17 protein-coding genes are annotated in these 16,755 nt (G+C 53.8%); 12 read left to right on the top strand and 5 right to left on the bottom strand.

The window, feature by feature from the left end:
• The first annotated feature begins 24 nt into the window (after window positions 1–24).
• Window positions 25–1,404, top strand: coding sequence for an ATP-dependent RNA helicase DbpA (dbpA, locus tag PHE17_RS15665; RefSeq protein ID WP_301016839.1), 1,380 nt, complete (start codon window positions 25–27; stop codon window positions 1,402–1,404).
• Here the strand turns inward: dbpA and PHE17_RS15660 are convergent.
• On the bottom strand, window positions 1,382–2,125 hold the full coding sequence (locus PHE17_RS15660) for a lysophospholipid acyltransferase family protein (protein ID WP_301016838.1): 744 nt from the start codon (window positions 2,123–2,125) through the stop codon (window positions 1,382–1,384). The two genes, dbpA and PHE17_RS15660, sit on opposite strands and share 23 nt — an antisense overlap.
• Window positions 2,126–2,303: 178 nt before the next feature.
• Here PHE17_RS15660 and PHE17_RS15655 point away from each other — a divergent pair, with 178 nt between their 5' ends.
• Window positions 2,304–3,389 carry a substrate-binding domain-containing protein gene (locus PHE17_RS15655; protein WP_301016837.1) on the top strand — a complete coding sequence of 362 codons (1,086 nt, stop codon included), beginning with the start codon at window positions 2,304–2,306 and terminating at the stop codon, window positions 3,387–3,389.
• A 208-nt stretch (window positions 3,390–3,597) separates the two neighbouring features.
• Here PHE17_RS15655 and PHE17_RS15650 read toward each other — a convergent pair whose 3' ends face one another.
• Window positions 3,598–4,095, bottom strand: a complete 498-nt coding sequence (locus PHE17_RS15650) for an Rrf2 family transcriptional regulator (RefSeq protein WP_301016836.1) — start codon at window positions 4,093–4,095, stop codon at window positions 3,598–3,600.
• Window positions 4,096–4,218: 123 nt separating this feature from the next.
• Here PHE17_RS15650 and nhaR point away from each other — a divergent pair, with 123 nt between their 5' ends.
• Window positions 4,219–5,142 carry a transcriptional activator NhaR gene (nhaR, locus tag PHE17_RS15645; RefSeq protein WP_301016835.1) on the top strand — a complete coding sequence of 308 codons (924 nt, stop codon included), beginning with the start codon at window positions 4,219–4,221 and terminating at the stop codon, window positions 5,140–5,142.
• On the opposite strand, the gene PHE17_RS15640 is transcribed toward nhaR, so the two are convergent.
• The gene (locus PHE17_RS15640; RefSeq protein WP_301016834.1) at window positions 5,139–6,626 is read right to left on the bottom strand and encodes an SEL1-like repeat protein; all 1,488 of its coding nucleotides are present in this window, start codon (window positions 6,624–6,626) and stop codon (window positions 5,139–5,141) included. The genes nhaR and PHE17_RS15640 overlap by 4 nt on opposite strands.
• A gap of 142 nt (window positions 6,627–6,768) precedes the next feature.
• On the opposite strand from PHE17_RS15640, the gene PHE17_RS15635 reads away from it, so the two are divergent.
• Window positions 6,769–7,530 (top strand): molybdopterin-synthase adenylyltransferase MoeB, encoded by a 762-nt coding sequence (locus PHE17_RS15635; RefSeq protein WP_301016833.1) that lies wholly within the window; start codon window positions 6,769–6,771, stop codon window positions 7,528–7,530.
• On the opposite strand, the gene PHE17_RS15630 is transcribed toward PHE17_RS15635, so the two are convergent.
• The gene (locus tag PHE17_RS15630) at window positions 7,517–9,043 is read right to left on the bottom strand and encodes a DegQ family serine endoprotease (protein WP_301016832.1); all 1,527 of its coding nucleotides are present in this window, start codon (window positions 9,041–9,043) and stop codon (window positions 7,517–7,519) included. The two genes, PHE17_RS15635 and PHE17_RS15630, sit on opposite strands and share 14 nt — an antisense overlap.
• A gap of 313 nt (window positions 9,044–9,356) precedes the next feature.
• Between PHE17_RS15630 and PHE17_RS15625 the strand changes: the two genes are divergently transcribed.
• The 4 genes from PHE17_RS15625 to PHE17_RS15610 all read left to right on the top strand — a co-directional run bounded on the left by PHE17_RS15625 (window position 9,357) and on the right by PHE17_RS15610 (window position 13,846).
• Complete coding sequence (locus PHE17_RS15625; protein ID WP_301016831.1) at window positions 9,357–10,211, top strand: 5-bromo-4-chloroindolyl phosphate hydrolysis family protein; 855 nt, start codon at window positions 9,357–9,359, stop codon at window positions 10,209–10,211.
• A gap of 29 nt (window positions 10,212–10,240) precedes the next feature.
• The gene (locus PHE17_RS15620) at window positions 10,241–11,416 is read left to right on the top strand and encodes a toxic anion resistance protein (protein WP_301016830.1); all 1,176 of its coding nucleotides are present in this window, start codon (window positions 10,241–10,243) and stop codon (window positions 11,414–11,416) included.
• A gap of 1 nt (window position 11,417) precedes the next feature.
• The gene (locus PHE17_RS15615; RefSeq protein ID WP_301016829.1) at window positions 11,418–12,515 is read left to right on the top strand and encodes an SPFH domain-containing protein; all 1,098 of its coding nucleotides are present in this window, start codon (window positions 11,418–11,420) and stop codon (window positions 12,513–12,515) included.
• A gap of 83 nt (window positions 12,516–12,598) precedes the next feature.
• Window positions 12,599–13,846, top strand: a complete 1,248-nt coding sequence (locus PHE17_RS15610; protein WP_301016828.1) for a primosomal protein N' (replication factor Y) - superfamily II helicase — start codon at window positions 12,599–12,601, stop codon at window positions 13,844–13,846.
• Here the strand turns inward: PHE17_RS15610 and PHE17_RS15605 are convergent.
• The gene (locus PHE17_RS15605) at window positions 13,843–14,439 is read right to left on the bottom strand and encodes a hypothetical protein (RefSeq protein WP_301016827.1); all 597 of its coding nucleotides are present in this window, start codon (window positions 14,437–14,439) and stop codon (window positions 13,843–13,845) included. The genes PHE17_RS15610 and PHE17_RS15605 overlap by 4 nt on opposite strands.
• A 153-nt stretch (window positions 14,440–14,592) precedes the next feature.
• Between PHE17_RS15605 and PHE17_RS15600 the strand changes: the two genes are divergently transcribed.
• From PHE17_RS15600 to PHE17_RS15585, 4 genes are all read left to right on the top strand, one after another.
• Window positions 14,593–14,964 carry a TusE/DsrC/DsvC family sulfur relay protein gene (locus PHE17_RS15600; RefSeq protein ID WP_301016826.1) on the top strand — a complete coding sequence of 124 codons (372 nt, stop codon included), beginning with the start codon at window positions 14,593–14,595 and terminating at the stop codon, window positions 14,962–14,964.
• 129 nt (window positions 14,965–15,093) lie between these two features.
• The gene (locus PHE17_RS15595) at window positions 15,094–15,687 is read left to right on the top strand and encodes a C40 family peptidase (RefSeq protein WP_301016825.1); all 594 of its coding nucleotides are present in this window, start codon (window positions 15,094–15,096) and stop codon (window positions 15,685–15,687) included.
• Between the two features lie 118 nt (window positions 15,688–15,805).
• Window positions 15,806–16,249: a peptidoglycan-binding protein LysM gene (gene lysM, locus PHE17_RS15590; protein ID WP_301016824.1), complete on the top strand. Its 444-nt coding sequence runs from the start codon at window positions 15,806–15,808 to the stop codon at window positions 16,247–16,249.
• 15 nt (window positions 16,250–16,264) lie between these two features.
• Window positions 16,265–16,738, top strand: a complete 474-nt coding sequence (locus PHE17_RS15585; RefSeq protein ID WP_301016823.1) for a YidB family protein — start codon at window positions 16,265–16,267, stop codon at window positions 16,736–16,738.
• The last annotated feature ends 17 nt before the right edge of the window (window positions 16,739–16,755 follow it).

The following is a 16,755-nucleotide window of genomic DNA, read 5'->3' as shown; positions in this document are numbered from 1 at the left end:
CCTCCCCAACCTACGAGCCGCCTCATGCCAACCTCTTTTGCCACCCTGAACCTGCCCGAAGCCCAGCTTGCCAACCTCGACAACCTCGGCTACCAGAAGATGACCGCGATCCAAGCCGAAGCCCTGCCGCACGCGCTGCAAGGTGCTGACCTGATTGCGCAAGCCAAAACCGGCAGCGGAAAAACCGCCGTATTCGCCATTACCCTATTGGCAAAGCTCGACCCGCAAAATTTCGCCGCGCAAGCCTTGGTACTGTGCCCGACCCGCGAACTCAGCACGCAAGTCGCCAATGAAATCCGCCGTTTGGCGCGTTACCAGCCCAACATCAAAGTCGTGACCTTAACCGGCGGACAACCGCTCGCACCGCAAGCCGTCTCGTTGGAACACGGCGCACACGTGCTCGTCGGCACACCGGGGCGCATCAACGACCACCTCGGCAAACGCACCCTCGACCTGACCCGCATCCACACGCTGGTACTCGACGAAGCCGACCGAATGTTGGAAATGGGTTTCATGGAAGACATCGCGCGGATCATCAGCACCACCCCTCCGCGCCGCCAAACGCTGCTGTTTTCCGCCACCTACCCCGACGACATCAAAGCCCTGAGCAAGCAATTCCAGCGCAGCCCGGTACAGGTCAAAGCCGAAACCTTGCACCAAGCCAACGCCATCAACCAGCAATCGTTCATCTGCAACAAAAGCGAACGCCTGCCCGCGCTCGAAACCCTGCTGGCGCATTTCCAGCCACGTTCTGCGGTGATTTTCTGCAACATGAAAGTGGGCGTGCGCGAAGTCGCCGAACACCTCAAGCAACGTGGTTTCAGCGTCAAAGCCCTGCATGGCGAAATGGAACAACGCGACCGCGACGAAGTATTCGTGCAATTCAAACACCAGAGCTTCAACTTCCTGATTGCCACCGATGTCGCCGCACGCGGTTTGGACATTGAAGACCTGCCCTGCGTGATCAACTACGAATTGCCACACGACCCCGACATTTACATCCACCGCGTCGGGCGCACCGGGCGGGCGGGCAAAGAAGGCTTGGCACTCAACCTGCTCACCGATGCTGAGCGCCATAAGCTCGCCGACATTGGCATTGCGCAAAAAACCGAACTGGATTTTGAAGTGATTTCCGCCATCAGCGGCGCAACCCTCACCCCGCGTCCCGCCCCGAATGTTACTTTGAGTATCGCTGCCGGACGTAAGGAAAAAGTCCGCCCCGGCGACATCCTCGGCGCACTGACTGGCGAAGGCGGTATTAACGGCAAAGCCGTAGGCAAAATCGACGTGCTGGATTACGCTGCCTATGTCGCGGTGGAACGCAGCGTTGCCAAACAAGCGCTCGCGTGCCTGCAAAACGGCAAAATTAAAGGGCGTAAATTCAAGGCCATAGCGCTTGCCTGATGTGCTGTTCGCACGCTGCCGCCACTGCCTTGCGCTCTTGCCCGGCAGTTTGCACCAGCGGCAGGAAATGGATTTCTGCCAGCACTTCGCGTTCCCCCAAAATAGCACGCAGGTTTTCCCACAAGGATTGCTGGTCAACGTAAGGCACTAGCGGATTGGTCAGCCCTTCCGCACCCGGATAACGTACCGCCACAGGTTGCACCGGCAGTTGCGCATCCATCGCCGGAGCCAGCAGCCGCGCATGGAAAGTGCGCACCGCATTGCCGGTACTGGTCGTACCTTCCGGGAACAGCAGTACCGCCCTGCCCGCTTGTAATGCCTGCGAAATGGTCGCGGCGGCTTGCGCTGCTGCCCCCGCTTGCCCTCGGGTAATGAATAACGTGCCAGCCTTATCCGCCAGCCAGCCAACCACCGGCCAATGGCGCACCTCCTGTTTGGACAGAAAACGGACTTTGGCAACACTCCCCAACACCGGAATATCCAGCCACGAAATGTGGTTAGCAACCATTAATACCGTTTCGCTAGCGGGTTCACCTTTGACCGTCACCGTCACCCCCATCAGGCGCGGCAGTTTCCCCAACCACCAACGGATCAACTGCTGGTAAAACGGCTCATCGCACGAACGGCGCAATACCCCCGCCAACACAGCCGTCAGCACAATGCCGTTCACGATATGCAGGCTCAGACGGCTCAAGCGCAAAGCGCGGCGTAATGGTTTCATCTTATTCTCCTTGTTCAGGCCGCCGAGAGTAGGGGGTTCTGCTTGCTAGTGGAAGTGCGCAACACAAATTTTTTCTGCTTGTCACAAAGTTGTCATATTCAAGCCGTAAAGTACGCAGCAGTTCAACCCTGATACTGAATTGGTCTGATTACTGGCCTGAAACTTTGGAGACTATCACATGAAGAAAATCGCTCTGGCTATTGCTGCGGCTCTGGCGCTGTCTGCTACTGTTGCGCAAGCCCGTGACAACATCGAAATCGTTGGTTCTTCCACCGTATACCCATTCTCCACCACCGTTGCTGAGCAATTTGCCAAGAAAACTGGCAATGCAGCCCCGAAAGTCGAAGCGACTGGCACTGGCGGCGGCGTCAAACTGTTCTGCTCAGGCTCAGGCATCGACACCCCGGACGTTGCTAACGCTTCACGCCGCATGAAAAAAGGCGAGTTTGAAACTTGCAGCAAAAACGGCGTCGACAAAGTCACTGAAGTACAAATCGGTTTCGACGGCATCGCCATTGCTAACGCTAAAAGTGCAGCAGCTTACGACCTGACCCTGAAAGACCTGTTCATGGCACTGGCTAAGAAAGTCCCTAACGACAAAGGCGAACTGGTCGACAACACCGCTAAGACGTGGAAAGAAGTCAACGCCACACTGCCAGACACGAAAATCGAAGTGCTTGGCCCACCGCCAACCTCCGGTACTCGTGACGCTTTCGCCGAAATGGTCATGGAAGGCGGCTGTAAAGGTATTGCCACACTGGACGCCATCAAAGCCGAAGCAGGCAAACTGAAAGAAGCTGGCAAGAAAGACGAAGCTGAAGCGAAAGAAAAAGAGCATAAAGCGGCTTGCCAAACCATCCGTGAAGATGGCGTTTACGTCGAAGCAGGCGAAAACGACAACCTGATCGTGCAAAAACTGGAAGCTAACGCCAATGCACTGGGCATTTTCGGCTACAGCTTCTTGGAACAGAACGAAGACAAGGTGAAAGGCTCTAAAGTTGGCGGCGTTGCCCCGACCTTTGAAACGATTGCTGACGGCAGCTACCCGGTTTCCCGCCCACTGTTCATGTACGTGAAAAACGCGCACGTTGACCAAGTGAAAGGCATCAAGGAATTCGTAGCTGAATTTACCAGCGAAGCAGCATGGGGCGATGATGGCTATCTGGCTGACAAAGGCTTTATCCCAATGCCTAAAGACAAGCGTGACGCAACTGCTAAAGCAGCGGCTGAACTGCAAACCTTGTCTGCTGATGGACTGAAATAATAAAAAAACTCTCCGGTTAAACAACTCGCTTAACTAAAACGGAGTCCATTTAAAAGGGAGTGCTTGCACTCCCTTTTTTATTGGGCGAGTTACAGGCAAAAAAACAGCGGGATTACGTGGCTCAAACGCAATCCCGCTGGGGAGAGGCCGCCCCGGAGGAGTATTGGGCGGCACATCGGAGGTGACTGTTAGTATAGTAAAAGCGGGTTTACATCGCCGCGTGATGTGCCATGCCGGGGGTTGACATTGGCATCCGTGCCGGGAACATACGCGCAATCAAGCTCGCAGTTTCCCCCATCCTATAAACTTTACGCGGCAACTTATGGCCTGCCATCAAACTCGCCAAACTGATCCCATTGAGGAACTCGTGAAACTGGCTGCTTAAGTCTTCCCACATGCCCAAAATGGCTTGCTGCTCGGCACTGCCAGTAACGCATGGCTCTTCGGCCTCATCTTCCGCTGCTGACACAATTTCCGCCAGAGTGATTTCATCCGCCGCGAGTACCAAACAGTAGCCGCCGCCTGGGCCACGGATCCCTTCAACCAGCCCTTCATTGCGCAGCTTGGCAAATATCTGTTCCAAATAGGACAATGAAATCCCCTGCTGTTTCGCAATATCACCCAGACGCAAAGCGCCTTCATCATCGTGAATCGCCAGCGCCAACATAGCCATAATGGCGTGCTGACCTTGAGTGGATAGTTTCATTTCTTGATTCCTGTCTCCGTTTTCTTTTCCTTGACAACAACTATAGTCGCCACCGAAGATAAGAAAAAGTCGAATTTAATACATGAATACATCGAGAAAACTTGATGCTTTGAGGAGTACCGCATGTTGAACTACAAACACCTGTATTACTTCCACACCGTTGCCAACGCTGGCAGCATTGCACGCGCCAGCGAGATGCTGAACCTGACACCACAGACCATCAGCGGACAATTGGGGCAATTGGAAGATGCGTTAGAAGTAAAACTCTTCCAACACAGCGGACGTAATTTGCGCCTGACCGAAGCTGGGCGGGTCACACGGGAATACGCTGACAAGATTTTCCAGCAAGGCACGGAATTACGGGAAGCAGTACGCCCGTACTTAAAAGGCGGGGCGCAGTTGTTCCGCGTCGGGGTATCCGACATTGTGCCCAAAGCCATTGCTTACAAACTGCTCGAACCATCCACCCAATTGCAATCCCCCGTCAATATTGTCTGCACCGAAGGCAAACTGCCCGACTTATTGGATGCCTTGATTTCACACCGGATGGAATTGGTCATTGCGGATAGCCCCATGCAGCCCAGCTTAGGTGTGCCCTGTTTCAACCACGAATTGGGGATCAGCGGCATCAGCTTCTTCGCCCACCGACGGCTACAGGCTGAACTGGACAAGCCGTTTCCGCACTGTTTGGATAATGCCCCGCTGTTGCTGCCCACCGAGGGGACAGCAATGCGCAATAAATTACGCCAATGGTTTTTCAACCAGCAGGTGAATCCCCGGATCGTGGGTGAATTTGATGATAGCGCCCTGATGCAGGCGTTTGGCTTGGGCGGTACGGGGATATTCGTTGCCCCTACGGCGTTGGAGCCGATGCTATTGCGTGAACCTGACCTGATCTTGCTGGGGCGGGAAGAAAAAATTACCCAGCAATTTTTCGCCATTTCGTTGGAAAAACGCATTGCCAACCCTGCGGTGGAGGCGATCACCAAACACGCGCAGGGCTGGTTGCAACAAGGCAAGGAGCGGAAAACCGCCGGGCATATTTAGCCCTTTTTCAGCATCGACAAGTTGCGTTCGGCGTTGCTGTTGCCTTGGGCGGCGGCATCGCTGAATAACTGTTTGGCGCGTTTCTGGTCTTTTTTCACGCCATTACCCAGCACGTACAAGACGCCCAGATTGTTCTGTGCTTCGGTGAAGCCAAATTTGGCAGCTTTTTCATACCAGAAGGCGGCTTGTTTGTAACTTTGTTTTACCCCGCGCCCATCTTCGTACAGCAAACCGAGGTTGTACTGCGCCTTGGGGTAGCCTTGCTTGGCGGCTTGTTCGTACCAGTAAGCGGCGTCACGCAGGTCAATGGGTAAACCGCCCAAGCCATCTTCGTACATGGTTCCGAGCATGAGCTGGGCGTTTTTATTGCCCGCTTCGGCAGATTGTTTAACCACTGCTGGTTCAACGCCAGTGAAATCTACACTGTTGGATGTGTCGGCAGCAGCCCCTGCATCCGGTGCATCTGGTTCTTGCGTGGCGGCAGGCGGCGTAGTGGATTCTGGTGTCTTCTCAGATGCCGGTGCAGGCGCAACCGCTGCCACGGTGATTGGCGGCTCATCGGGCACTGTTTCAACGGCGGCGGTTTCTTCCTGCGCAGGCTTGGCAGGTTCCGCCGCTGCACTGGCTGGTACTGGTTCGGCGGCATCGTTTGCTGCTACTGCTGGAGCCGAGCCACCCAGCGACAACAAGGCCAAACGGGCAGCAACATGCCCTTGCGCGGCAGCTTTTTCAAACCATTCGCGGGCTTTGGCGGGGTCTTTCCCAAGGTATTGCCCATTGGCGAACAGCAAACCTAAGCCATATTGTGCTTCCGCGTAACCGGACTGCGCGGCTTGGCGTTGCCAGTTGAGTGACTGGCTGATATTGCCACCCTCTTCGCTGCGGTAAAGCAAGGCCAAGGCGTATTGGGCGCGGGCATTGCCTTTCTGAGCGGATTGGGTGAACCATTGCTTGGCTTGCGCCATGTCCTGCGCAACACCCCTGCCCCCTTGGTAAATGCTCCCCAATTCGTATTGGGCATCAGCATCACCACTTTTGGCAGCGGCTTCGATTTCGCTGATGGCGGTGGCGGGTTTGGCAGACTTTTCGCGGCGGTTGCGATACCAGTTTTCCATCGTGGAATTGCCTTCGGCTTTGGCACTGCTGGTACTGGGGCTGGCGTTAGTATCAAGATTGGCGAGAACAACTGGCTGGGCAGGTTCTGGTTCAGCGGCAGATGCTGCTTCTGCGGTTTCTACGGGCGCAGCAACTTCTTCTGGCCCATCTGCTTCGGCAGTAGGCTGGTTTGCTGCTGCGGGTTGCTCAGTATCAGCCGCTTCGGGTTGGGCTTCGGCTTGGTCAAGTGCGTCCGGGCGGGCATCCCACGGGGGAGCGGCCTCTTGCATATTGACGGCTTCGACGGGTTTGAAAGTTTGGGTGGCGGCGAATGAAGGTAGTGCAGCCGCACATGCCACACCCAAGACCAGTGCTTTGGATGTCAACAAGGAAAATGTCCAGTGCCTTGGTTTTATTGTTATCATGACAGCCCCGATGTACGATCGAAATTATTTTATTAATCCAAGCATTACGCTTGCCTATACTGAAAATCATACCGCGACCAACCGAACCGTGACTGAATAGATTGCCATGAACGATGAATTGCTTTTGCGTTACAGCCGCCAGATTATGCTACCCGCCGTCGACATCAGTGGGCAGGAACGTTTGCTCACGTCCAAGGCGCTCATTATCGGCCTCGGGGGGCTAGGCGCACCCGTCACGCTGTATCTTGCTGCCGCTGGAGTGGGGCAATTGACGCTGGTCGATTTCGATACGGTGGATTTGACCAATTTGCAGCGCCAAGTCATCCATACCACCGCCAGTATTGGGCAAGCGAAAGTGGAATCCGCAGCGCTCGCAGCACGCGCATTGAACCCGCACATCCAAATTCATACTGTAAACCAACGTTTGGAATACGATGCTTTGCTGGAATTGGTGCAAGCACACGATGTGGTATTGGATTGCAGCGACAATTTCCCGACCCGTTTCGACATCAACTTTGCTTGCAAAACGGCGGGCAAACCGCTGGTATCGGGCGCGGTCATCCGCCTTGAAGGGCAAATCACCACCTTCGACTTCCGCCAGCCGGATGTGGCGTGTTACCGCTGCTTGTATGGAGAAGAGGGGGAAACGGAAGATACGTGCAGCACCACCGGCATCCTTGCCCCCGTGGCGGGGATTATTGGCAGTATGCAGGCCACGGAAGCACTCAAGGTATTGCTGGATTTACCAACCTTGAGCGGGCGCTTGTTGTTACTGGATGCGAAGTATATGCAGTGGCGGGAAATGAGGCTGCGCCGAGACGCAGCCTGCCCTGTATGTGCTTCCCTGCCCGCTATTACGGCTTACTAACCGCAATAAAACGTGTCTGCCCATCCTGAATAATCAGCATCGCCAGCGGCTTACCCGCCGGGGATGCATTAACCACCGATTTGAGTTCATCCGCTGAATGGATCGGGGTATTGTTGACCGACACGATAATGTCGCCCTTCGATAGCCCCGCATCATCTGCTGCGCCGCCGGAACGGACTTCCTGCACCATTACGCCTTCGCCCCTTAATTGGTTTGATCTGCGTTCGGCTTCAGTGAGGTCATTTACGACCAAACCCAATACGCCTTGATTCGCATCCGTAGCAGCCTGCGGCTTTGACACCTTGCCATCGGCATTCGCCAATTCGTCAACGCTCACGTCCAGCGTTTTTTCCGCACCTGCCCGCAGGATTTTGACCGGAACTTTCGTCCCCACTGGCGTATTACCCACCAGCAACGGCAGATCGGAGGCGGATTTCACTTCGCCACTGCCAAAACCAATAATCACGTCGCCCGCTTGAATACCCGCCTTATCCGCAGGGCCACCGGGTTCCACACTACCAACCAACGCCCCTTGCGGTTTGCTCAGGTTGAAAGAGGCTGCCAATTCTTGGCTCACGTCCTGAATCCCGACGCCCAACCAGCCACGGCTGACTTGCCCTTTGGCTTTGAGCTGTTCCACCACGTTTTTCGCCACGTTAATGGGGATGGAGAACGAAATGCCCATGTAGCCGCCGCTACGGCTGTAAATCTGTGAATTCACACCGACGACACGCCCGTTCAGGTCGAACAGAGGGCCGCCCGAGTTGCCGGGGTTAACCGCCACGTCCGTTTGGATGAACGGCACGTAAGTCCCATCCGGCAAACTGCGTGACAGGGCACTGACAATCCCTTGGGTAGCGGTGTGGTCAAGGCCAAACGGTGCGCCGATGGCGACGACCCATTGCCCTACTTCCAGCGCCTTGGAATCCCCCATTTGCACCACCGGCAGGTTATCGGCTTTCACTTTCAGCAAGGCGATGTCACTGAGCTTATCCATGCCCACGATTTCAGCAGGCACGTCATGCTTGTCGCCTAAGCCGACCGTGACCGATTTAGCCCCTTCCACCACATGCGCGTTGGTTACGATGTAGCCATCTGCCGAAATGATGAAACCGGAACCCATCGCCTGTGAGGAACGTTTACCGCCGCCATCATTGCCGTCGCCGCCTTCCATGCCCGGCATTCCCCGGAAGAAACGTTCCAGTTCAGGGGGCAATTCCAGATCGTCGGGCAAACCTCCCATGCCACCGCCAGCTTTACCTTCCACGCTGACACTTACTACCGCTGGGCTGTTCTGTTTGATCAGGGTAGTCAATTCTGGCAAGGTTCCTGCTACAGCAGGTGCAGCCGGAGCAACAGGTGCGGGCGCAGGTGCAGCTACAACCGCAGGTGCTGGAACCGGGGCTGGTTGGACAGCAGTCGATGTTTCCGCCAATACTGGCAGGGCAGCAACGCCTAGCACTGCCATACCCAACAGTCCGGTTGCCAACGCTAGTTTGTTACGCTTAAACATGGATGATTTTCTCCTTAGAGGATTCTTGTTACATGGCGGATAGTTTCGCAGGAACAACATTACAACAGGCTTGCGGATTTGTTACAGAATGTTCATGCTCAGCGGATAGCTTATTTGCCCCTAGAATACTTGAATAGCGTAGGCTATAACCTACATACTGGGCACACTGGCTCACCAAAAAGGGACGACTCAATACATGGCCTATACATTAAAAAAGACGGTTGGTTTCATTTTGTTGCTTGTCACCATTGGTGGCGTAAGTTTATCGTCCATTGTCCACCTCATCCCCCCCATTTTTTAGGAACGGCGCATCATGGCTTCTGCAACACGTTATGACCCTACCCTTCATGCTGTGCGCTACGGCATCAAAGGTATCTTGTTGTTCCTATTACCCTTACCGATCCTGATCACGGCATTGGCCTCGCTGATGCATGGCGCGGTCATGGATACGCTGGTGACGGGCGGGGTATTTGCCACCTACATGCTAGGGGCGACGATTGCCCGGCACGGTTTCAAGCTGCAAGGTGAATACGAACGGCGCAAGATTGCCCGTGCACCTTCCACCCCGTACAAAACCATTGCTGCCCTGTTCATCAGTGTGGCAACAGGTACGTTGGATTGGTGGACATCCAATTTTGCACTGTCAGCCATCCTGCCATCCGTACTGGTGGGAGCGGCAACGTTCCTAGGGTTTGCCCTGTATTACGGGCTTGACCCACGCAAAGATAAGGCCACCGGGCTTTCCCTCGGCGTCACCATCGAAGAAGTGCTGGAAGCGCTGGATTCTGCCAACGTCAAAATCGACGCGATTGAAAACGCCCGGCATAACATCCACAACCCGGAATTCAGCGCCCGCCTGCAACGCATTACCAACAAAGCGCGTGAAGTGCTGGACAGCATTGAAGACGACCCAACCCGCTTGAGCCGCGCCCGCAAGTTCCTTAAAGTGTATCTGGATGGAACCCAACAGGTGACGGAAGGCTACGCCCGCACCCACAAGGGGCAACAAACACCCGCCGCACTGGAAACCAATTTCAGCCGGGTGTTGGATTCGATTGAACAGACTTTCACAGAACAACAGACTAAATTACTGGAAGACAACCATTTTGATCTGGATGTGCAAATAGAAGTACTGCAAACCCAATTGCAACGCGAAGGCGTCATCTAACCATAACTATTTTCCCGGAGATTACCATCATGAGTGAAACACAAACAAACATTGCCACCCAAACCATGCCAGCTATAGTCCCCGGCACTGAACTGGCTCCACTGCCAGAAATGACTACCGAATTGGTTGCCTACGATCAGGCCGATGCCCCTAAAAAACAAGCGATTGAAAGCATCATCACCGAAATCGACATGAAAGACCGCAGCAGCATCATGTTCTTCGGCACGAAAACCCAAGAACAGATGACGGTCATTTCCGAAAAGATGCTGGAAGGCGTCAAAAACAAAGACATCGGTGGCGCGGGCAAATCCCTCACCAGCATGATTACCGCCATCAAAGGTTTTGACATTGATTCCCTCAACCCCGGCGACGAGCCAAGCTGGTGGGAAAAGCTCATCGGCAAAGCCAAACCTGTGGTCGAATTCCTCAACCAATACGAAGACGTGCGCAAGCAAATCGACACCATCACCGATGAAATGGAAGGCCACAAGACCCAACTGCTGACCGACGTAATCACGCTCGACAAGCTGTATGAAGCCAACCTCGATTTCTTCCACAAACTGGAAACTTACATTACCGCTGGCGAAGAAAAACTGCGCCGCTTGGAAACCCATGAAATCCCTGCGCTGGTGGCTGAAGCCGAAGCCAAAGCAGAAGACATGATCATGGCGCAAAACCTGCGTGACTTGCGTGCCGCGCGTGACGACCTCGAACGCCGTGTCCACGACCTGCGCCTGACCCGCCAAGTTGCCATGCAAAGCTTGCCCAGCATCCGTTTGGTGCAAGAAAACGATAAAACCCTGATCAACAAGATCAATTCCACCCTGATCAATACCGTGCCATTGTGGAAAAACCAGTTGGCGCAAGCCGTCACCATTTTCCGCATGAGCGACGCTGCCAAAGTCGTCAAAGAAGCTTCCGACCTCACCAATGAATTGTTGGAAAAGAATGCTGACACCCTGCGTTTGGGCAACGAAGCGACCCGTAAAGAAATGGAACGCGGCGTATTCGATATTGAATCGGTGAAAAAGGCCAACAAAACCTTGATCGAAACCATCAACGACTCACTGCGCATTGCCGACGAAGGCAAAATCATGCGTGCCAAAGCCCAAGAAGAAATCAAGGTCATGGAAAGCGAATTACGCCAAGCCCTGATTTCCGCCAAAGCCAAAGCCGACGCACCAACCCAAAACACAGGAGCATGATATGGGACTATGGGACAAATTAATGGGTGAATTCGTTGATGTCATCGAATGGACAGATGACAGCAGCGACACCATGGTCTACCGCTTCGAGCGCCAAGGCAACGAAATCAAGTACGGCGCAAAACTCACCGTGCGTGAATCGCAAGTGGCGATTTTCGTCAACGAAGGTGAAGTCGCGGACGTGCTGACCCCCGGCATGTATGTGCTGGAAACCAAAAACCTGCCACTGCTTTCCACCCTGCAAAGTTGGGATCATGGCTTCCAAAGCCCATTCAAGGCGGAAGTTTACTTCTTCAACACCAAACAGTTCACCAACCTGAAATGGGGAACCAGCAACCCGATCATGACGCGGGATGCTGAATTCGGTGCAGTGCGTTTGCGGGCTTTCGGCACGTACTCGATCCGTATTGAAGATGCCCGTAAGTTCATGCAGGAAATCATGGGCACGGATGGGCATTTCACCGTCGATGAAATCAGCAACCAACTCCGCAGCCTGATCGTCACCCGTTTCAGCAGCGTGGTCGGTTCCGCCCATATCCCGGTTTTGGATATGGCTGCCAACTACGAACAGTTTGGGCAATTTGTCACCCAGCGCATCGCCCCGGAATTTCAGGCTTACGGCGTCAAGCTGACCTCGATTCTGGTGGAAAACATTTCGCTGCCTAGCGAAGTGGAAGAAGCACTCGACAAACGCACCAGCATGGGTGTGATCGGCAACCTTGACCAATACCTGCAATTCCAAACGGCGCAAGGTATCGGCAATGGCAACTCCAACAGTGCCCTGGACATGGGCATGGGCTTTGCTGTCGCCAACAAAATGGCGGAAGTGCTGAATAAGCCTGCTAGCGCCCCCACGGCAGCCCCTGCCCCACCACCATTACCGGATACCAACTGGCACGTTGCTGTTGGGCAGGCATCCAGTGGCCCGCATTCCCTCCAGCAATTGCAACAAATGGTGCAAAGTGGCTCCTTAACAGCGGAAACACTGGTTTGGCAAACGGGCATGGCGACGTGGCAAGCAGCCGGGGGAGTCGCCGCGCTGAATAGCTTATTTGCAGCGCACACACCGCCGCCGCTGCCGCCACAAAGTACGCAATAAGAAATACAGTACATCCGCTGAAAGGGGCGTGGCGCATACGCCCCTTTCACGTGGCATTGACTCGCGAGGGCTAGGGTATTTATATGGCAGAAACCACCAATAACAACGCTGAAAAACAACAGCACTTCCCCTGCGAGGAGTGCGGCGCTGACCTTGTTTACCAACCGGGGACGCAGACGCTGGCCTGTACCTATTGCGGGCATCAGAACGCTATCCAAACAGGTACGGTAAAAATCCAAGAATACAGTTTCGCCCAAGCATTACGTGCGATGGAACAAGTGAAACTGCGCCCGCTGGATAATACGCAAGTCATCAAGTGCCCGAATTGTGCTGCCACTTTCGAGCTAAAAACCAATAATAACGCCGGGGATTGCCCGTTTTGCGGCACGCCTGTGGTTACAGGCAGCGAACATATACGGCTGTTCCAACCCAAATCTTTACTGCCGTTTATCATTACCGACAAGGATGCCCATGCCGCCTTTGATAAGTGGATCGGTGGCTTGTGGTTTGCACCTTCCGCCCTGAAAAACAAGGCGAAACGGGATGACAAACTATTGGGCATCTACGTGCCTTACTGGACGTATGACAGCAATACCGACACCTTCTACCGGGGTGAACGCGGTACGGTCTATTACGAGCAACAAACCGTCACCGTGATGGTCAACGGGCAACCGCGCCAGCAAGTGCAAAGCGTTGCGCGTGTGCGTTGGACACCCGTCAGCGGGCGGGTACGCTTGTTTTTCGACGATGTACTGGTCGGTGCAACCCAAACCTTGCCCCGCGCGATCCTCGATGAATTGGAACCGTGGGATTTGCCCAATCTCGTACCCTACAACGAAAGCTACCTCAGTGGCTTCCAAAGCGAAATCTACCAAGTTGACCTTGATGAAGGCTTTGAACAAGCCCGAAGCATCATGGATGGGCGCATCAACAGTGCCGTCCTCAGTGACATTGGTGGCGACCAACAGCGCATCAGCAGCTTGGAAACCCAACATTCCGGCACGACCTTCAAGCATGTGTTGCTGCCCGTATGGTCTGCCGCGTTCCGCTACAATGGCGAAACTTACCGCTTCGTCATCAACGGGCGTAATGGCGAAACCCAAGGTGAACGCCCTTACAGCGTGATTAAGATCGCCCTCGCGGTTGTGCTCGGGCTGAGCATACTGTTCGGTGTTGGCTATTACATGGATCAAAATGGCATGTTCGACCAAACGGTAGAACAACAGGACACGGGAACTTACTACCAGCCACCCGTACCGCAGCCGCAGTACCATCCGGTTACACCCCGCCACCGTAACCCTTACCAGAGCAACCAAAACTATTCGCGTTAAACACCGTAAAGCTGTTGCATCAGGCGTATTTGCTCCAGCGTTACCCACGGCGTATCCAGAAACAAGACAACATCCTTGTGCGCCGTGTTTTGCTGCAAATGCTCAAAGGTATTGCGCAATTCCTGCGGTGAGAGCCGCGTTTCTGCCCTGAGGATGCCGGTTTGTGCTTCTGCACCTGCTGGCATTGCCGCTAACAAACGTTCCGGGGATAACAGGTGTAACGGGAACTGCCAGCTTGCAGGCAACTCGGATACACACGCCTCCGGCAGTAATAACCCTTTCACTTGCCCCGACAAATGGGTTTCAATCGCCGCCAGCACCGCCTTCCAATGGTCAGCCCTTAGCAACGCGGGGGTAATTTCCACATAGAAACTGAAATCGGCCTGCAAATCTTCCCGCCAACGGCTGGCTTGTGCATCCGGTTTCACCCAATCCCCTGCTGCTAACAGCACCGTGCTGAACTCATTCGCGTAATACGTGTTACGCCAATCTTCTGGTAAATCATCAGGATAGAAAGCCTGCAACCAATCTGCCGGACACCAACCATAAGCTGCCAAGGTAAGGCTAGAAAAACGCGGGCGAGTTATTGTCACCTGTCATGCTCCATACAATGTGCGCCAAGGATTAACTTGACTTAATCACTAGGAAATATTACCTTTGAGGTACGCAAACACACCAAACCAACACCAATAGAGATAGATGGCGCTTAGCGCTTAAGCGTAAACCGCCCTCAGGAGGATCAAGCCATGATGTTCAGTAATGTTACTTTGGATGAAATGTTCCCACGCGCCCTGCCAGTCATGCGTGCCCCACTTCCCATCCTAAAAACCGAAAACATTTACAACCGTATCCGCAAACATGCCGCCGCGCAAGGCATCGCCCTGACCGATGAACACATGGAAGCCATCAATTTCGTGCTGGACTTTTACGAACACTGCGATGATTGCCAAAATGCCCGCGCTTTAGCCGACATGCTGCAAGCGGAATTCAGCACACGCGGAGGCCGCAAATACTTGTACCAACTTTTCCCCAACGGGCCATTGAGCACCATCCATGATTTAGCTGATTTACCTAATTTGGGGCATGAAACCGATAAAAGTTTCGGCACTCGCTGGTAAAAAAAATCTCTATTTCTCCCAAAACCTGACCTGTTATCGCTTGGGGTCGGGTTTTTTTGTTTGTATTCAGCTTAGAACTTATAGAATTAATTCCTGTCCTAATCCATAACAAAAAACAGGGGTTAAAACATGGGGAAACTACAAGCGACGCTGTGGCTGGGCGCTACAGCAGCTTTATTGGGGGGCTGTGCGCCTATGCAACCATACCCACAAGGGACAATGTATGCATACATGCCACCGCCACAACAGAATTACGGCGCAAGACCTTATCTTGCCTCTTACCATCCACAACTTGCCTACAATCCACAGCCTTTTTATCCGCAGCAATACGAACCCGCCGACGCGCCAGCACGCCGCGCCTTACTTGCCCAAGCACACCAAGCACTCGGTACACGTTACACCCTCGGTGGTGAAACACCCCGGGAAGGCTTTGATTGCAGTGGCTTAACACAATACGTGTACAAAAATGCGAATGGCATCACCCTGCCCCGCACTGCCGCCGAACAAAGCCGCGCCAGCCGCACCATCAGTTTTCAGCAGATGCGTCCCGGCGACCTGATTTTTTTCCGTACTAGCGGGAGCAGTGTCAATCACGTGGGCATTTACATTGGGCGCGGGCAGTTCATCCATGCAGCTTCGGGCGGTGCGAAAGTGACTGTCGATAGCCTAGACAGAAGCTACTGGCGGCAACGCTTCGTGAAGTTTGGCACATTCATGGCGTAAGCATTTGAACCTTCGGGAACAGTTCATCGACTGAGGGGTAAGCCTGTGTTTATTTGAAATAAAACGGCTATACTACCCATGGAAATTCATCCATATGATAACCCGAAGGAGACAACAAATGGGACTGTTTGATTTCGCCCGTAATATTGGCAAAAAGCTGTTTGGTAAAGAAGAAGAAGCACCGGCAGCGCTGGAGCAGCACATCAATGAAGACAATCCAGGTGTAAGCGGTTTGCAGGTACAGGTACAAGACGGCGTAGCTACCCTGACAGGTCAAGCCACCTCGGCAGAAGCGTTGGAGAAGGCAGTACTGATGGCGGGCAATGCGCTCGGCATCGAAGAAGTCAAAGCTGATGGCATGAGCATCGCAGACGGTAGCCAAGTAGGCGGCGATGATGAATTCTACATCATCAAGAAAGGCGATACCCTGTGGAAAATCGCTGAACACGCTTACGGTAATGGCGCGAAGTACACCAAAATCGTTGAAGTGAACCGCGAAGTTATCAAAAATGCTGACCTGATCTTCCCAGGTCAGAAAATTCGCATCCCCAAAAGTATCTAACTGGAGAGAGCACACATGGATTTAATGCAAATTGGTGCACAACTGTTCCAAAGCCAACTGGATAAAGACCACGACGGACAACTGGAACTTCCTGAAATTGCTTCTGCGCTGATGGGTCTGATGGGCAACAGCCAACAAGGCCAAGCACAAGCTGGTGGGCTGGGTGGCATTGCCTCCATGCTCTCAGGTATGCAAGGCAGCGGCAATTCAGACCTGATGTCAATGGCAGCTTCTTGGTTAGGCAATGGCCCTAATGCACCTGTTTCCGGCGGGCAACTGACCCAGATGTTCGGTCAGGACAAAATCGCCGCATTTGCCCAACAACTGGGCATCAGCCAAGATCAAGCCCTGAGTGGCCTGCAAGCAGCAGTCCCACAAGTCGTCGACAAAGCATCACCTAACGGCTCCCTTGATTTGGGCGGTATGTTGGATGCAGTCGGTGGCGTTTCTGGCGCAATCGGCTTGGCAAGCAAACTGTTCGGGCGTTAATTTCCCGCAGCGGCATT

The sequence above is a fragment of the Thiothrix sp. genome (assembly GCF_028714775.1).
Taxonomy (GTDB): domain Bacteria; phylum Pseudomonadota; class Gammaproteobacteria; order Thiotrichales; family Thiotrichaceae; genus Thiothrix.
The sequence above is the reverse complement of the archived record's forward strand: the minus strand, read 5'-3'. Positions and strand labels throughout refer to the sequence as shown.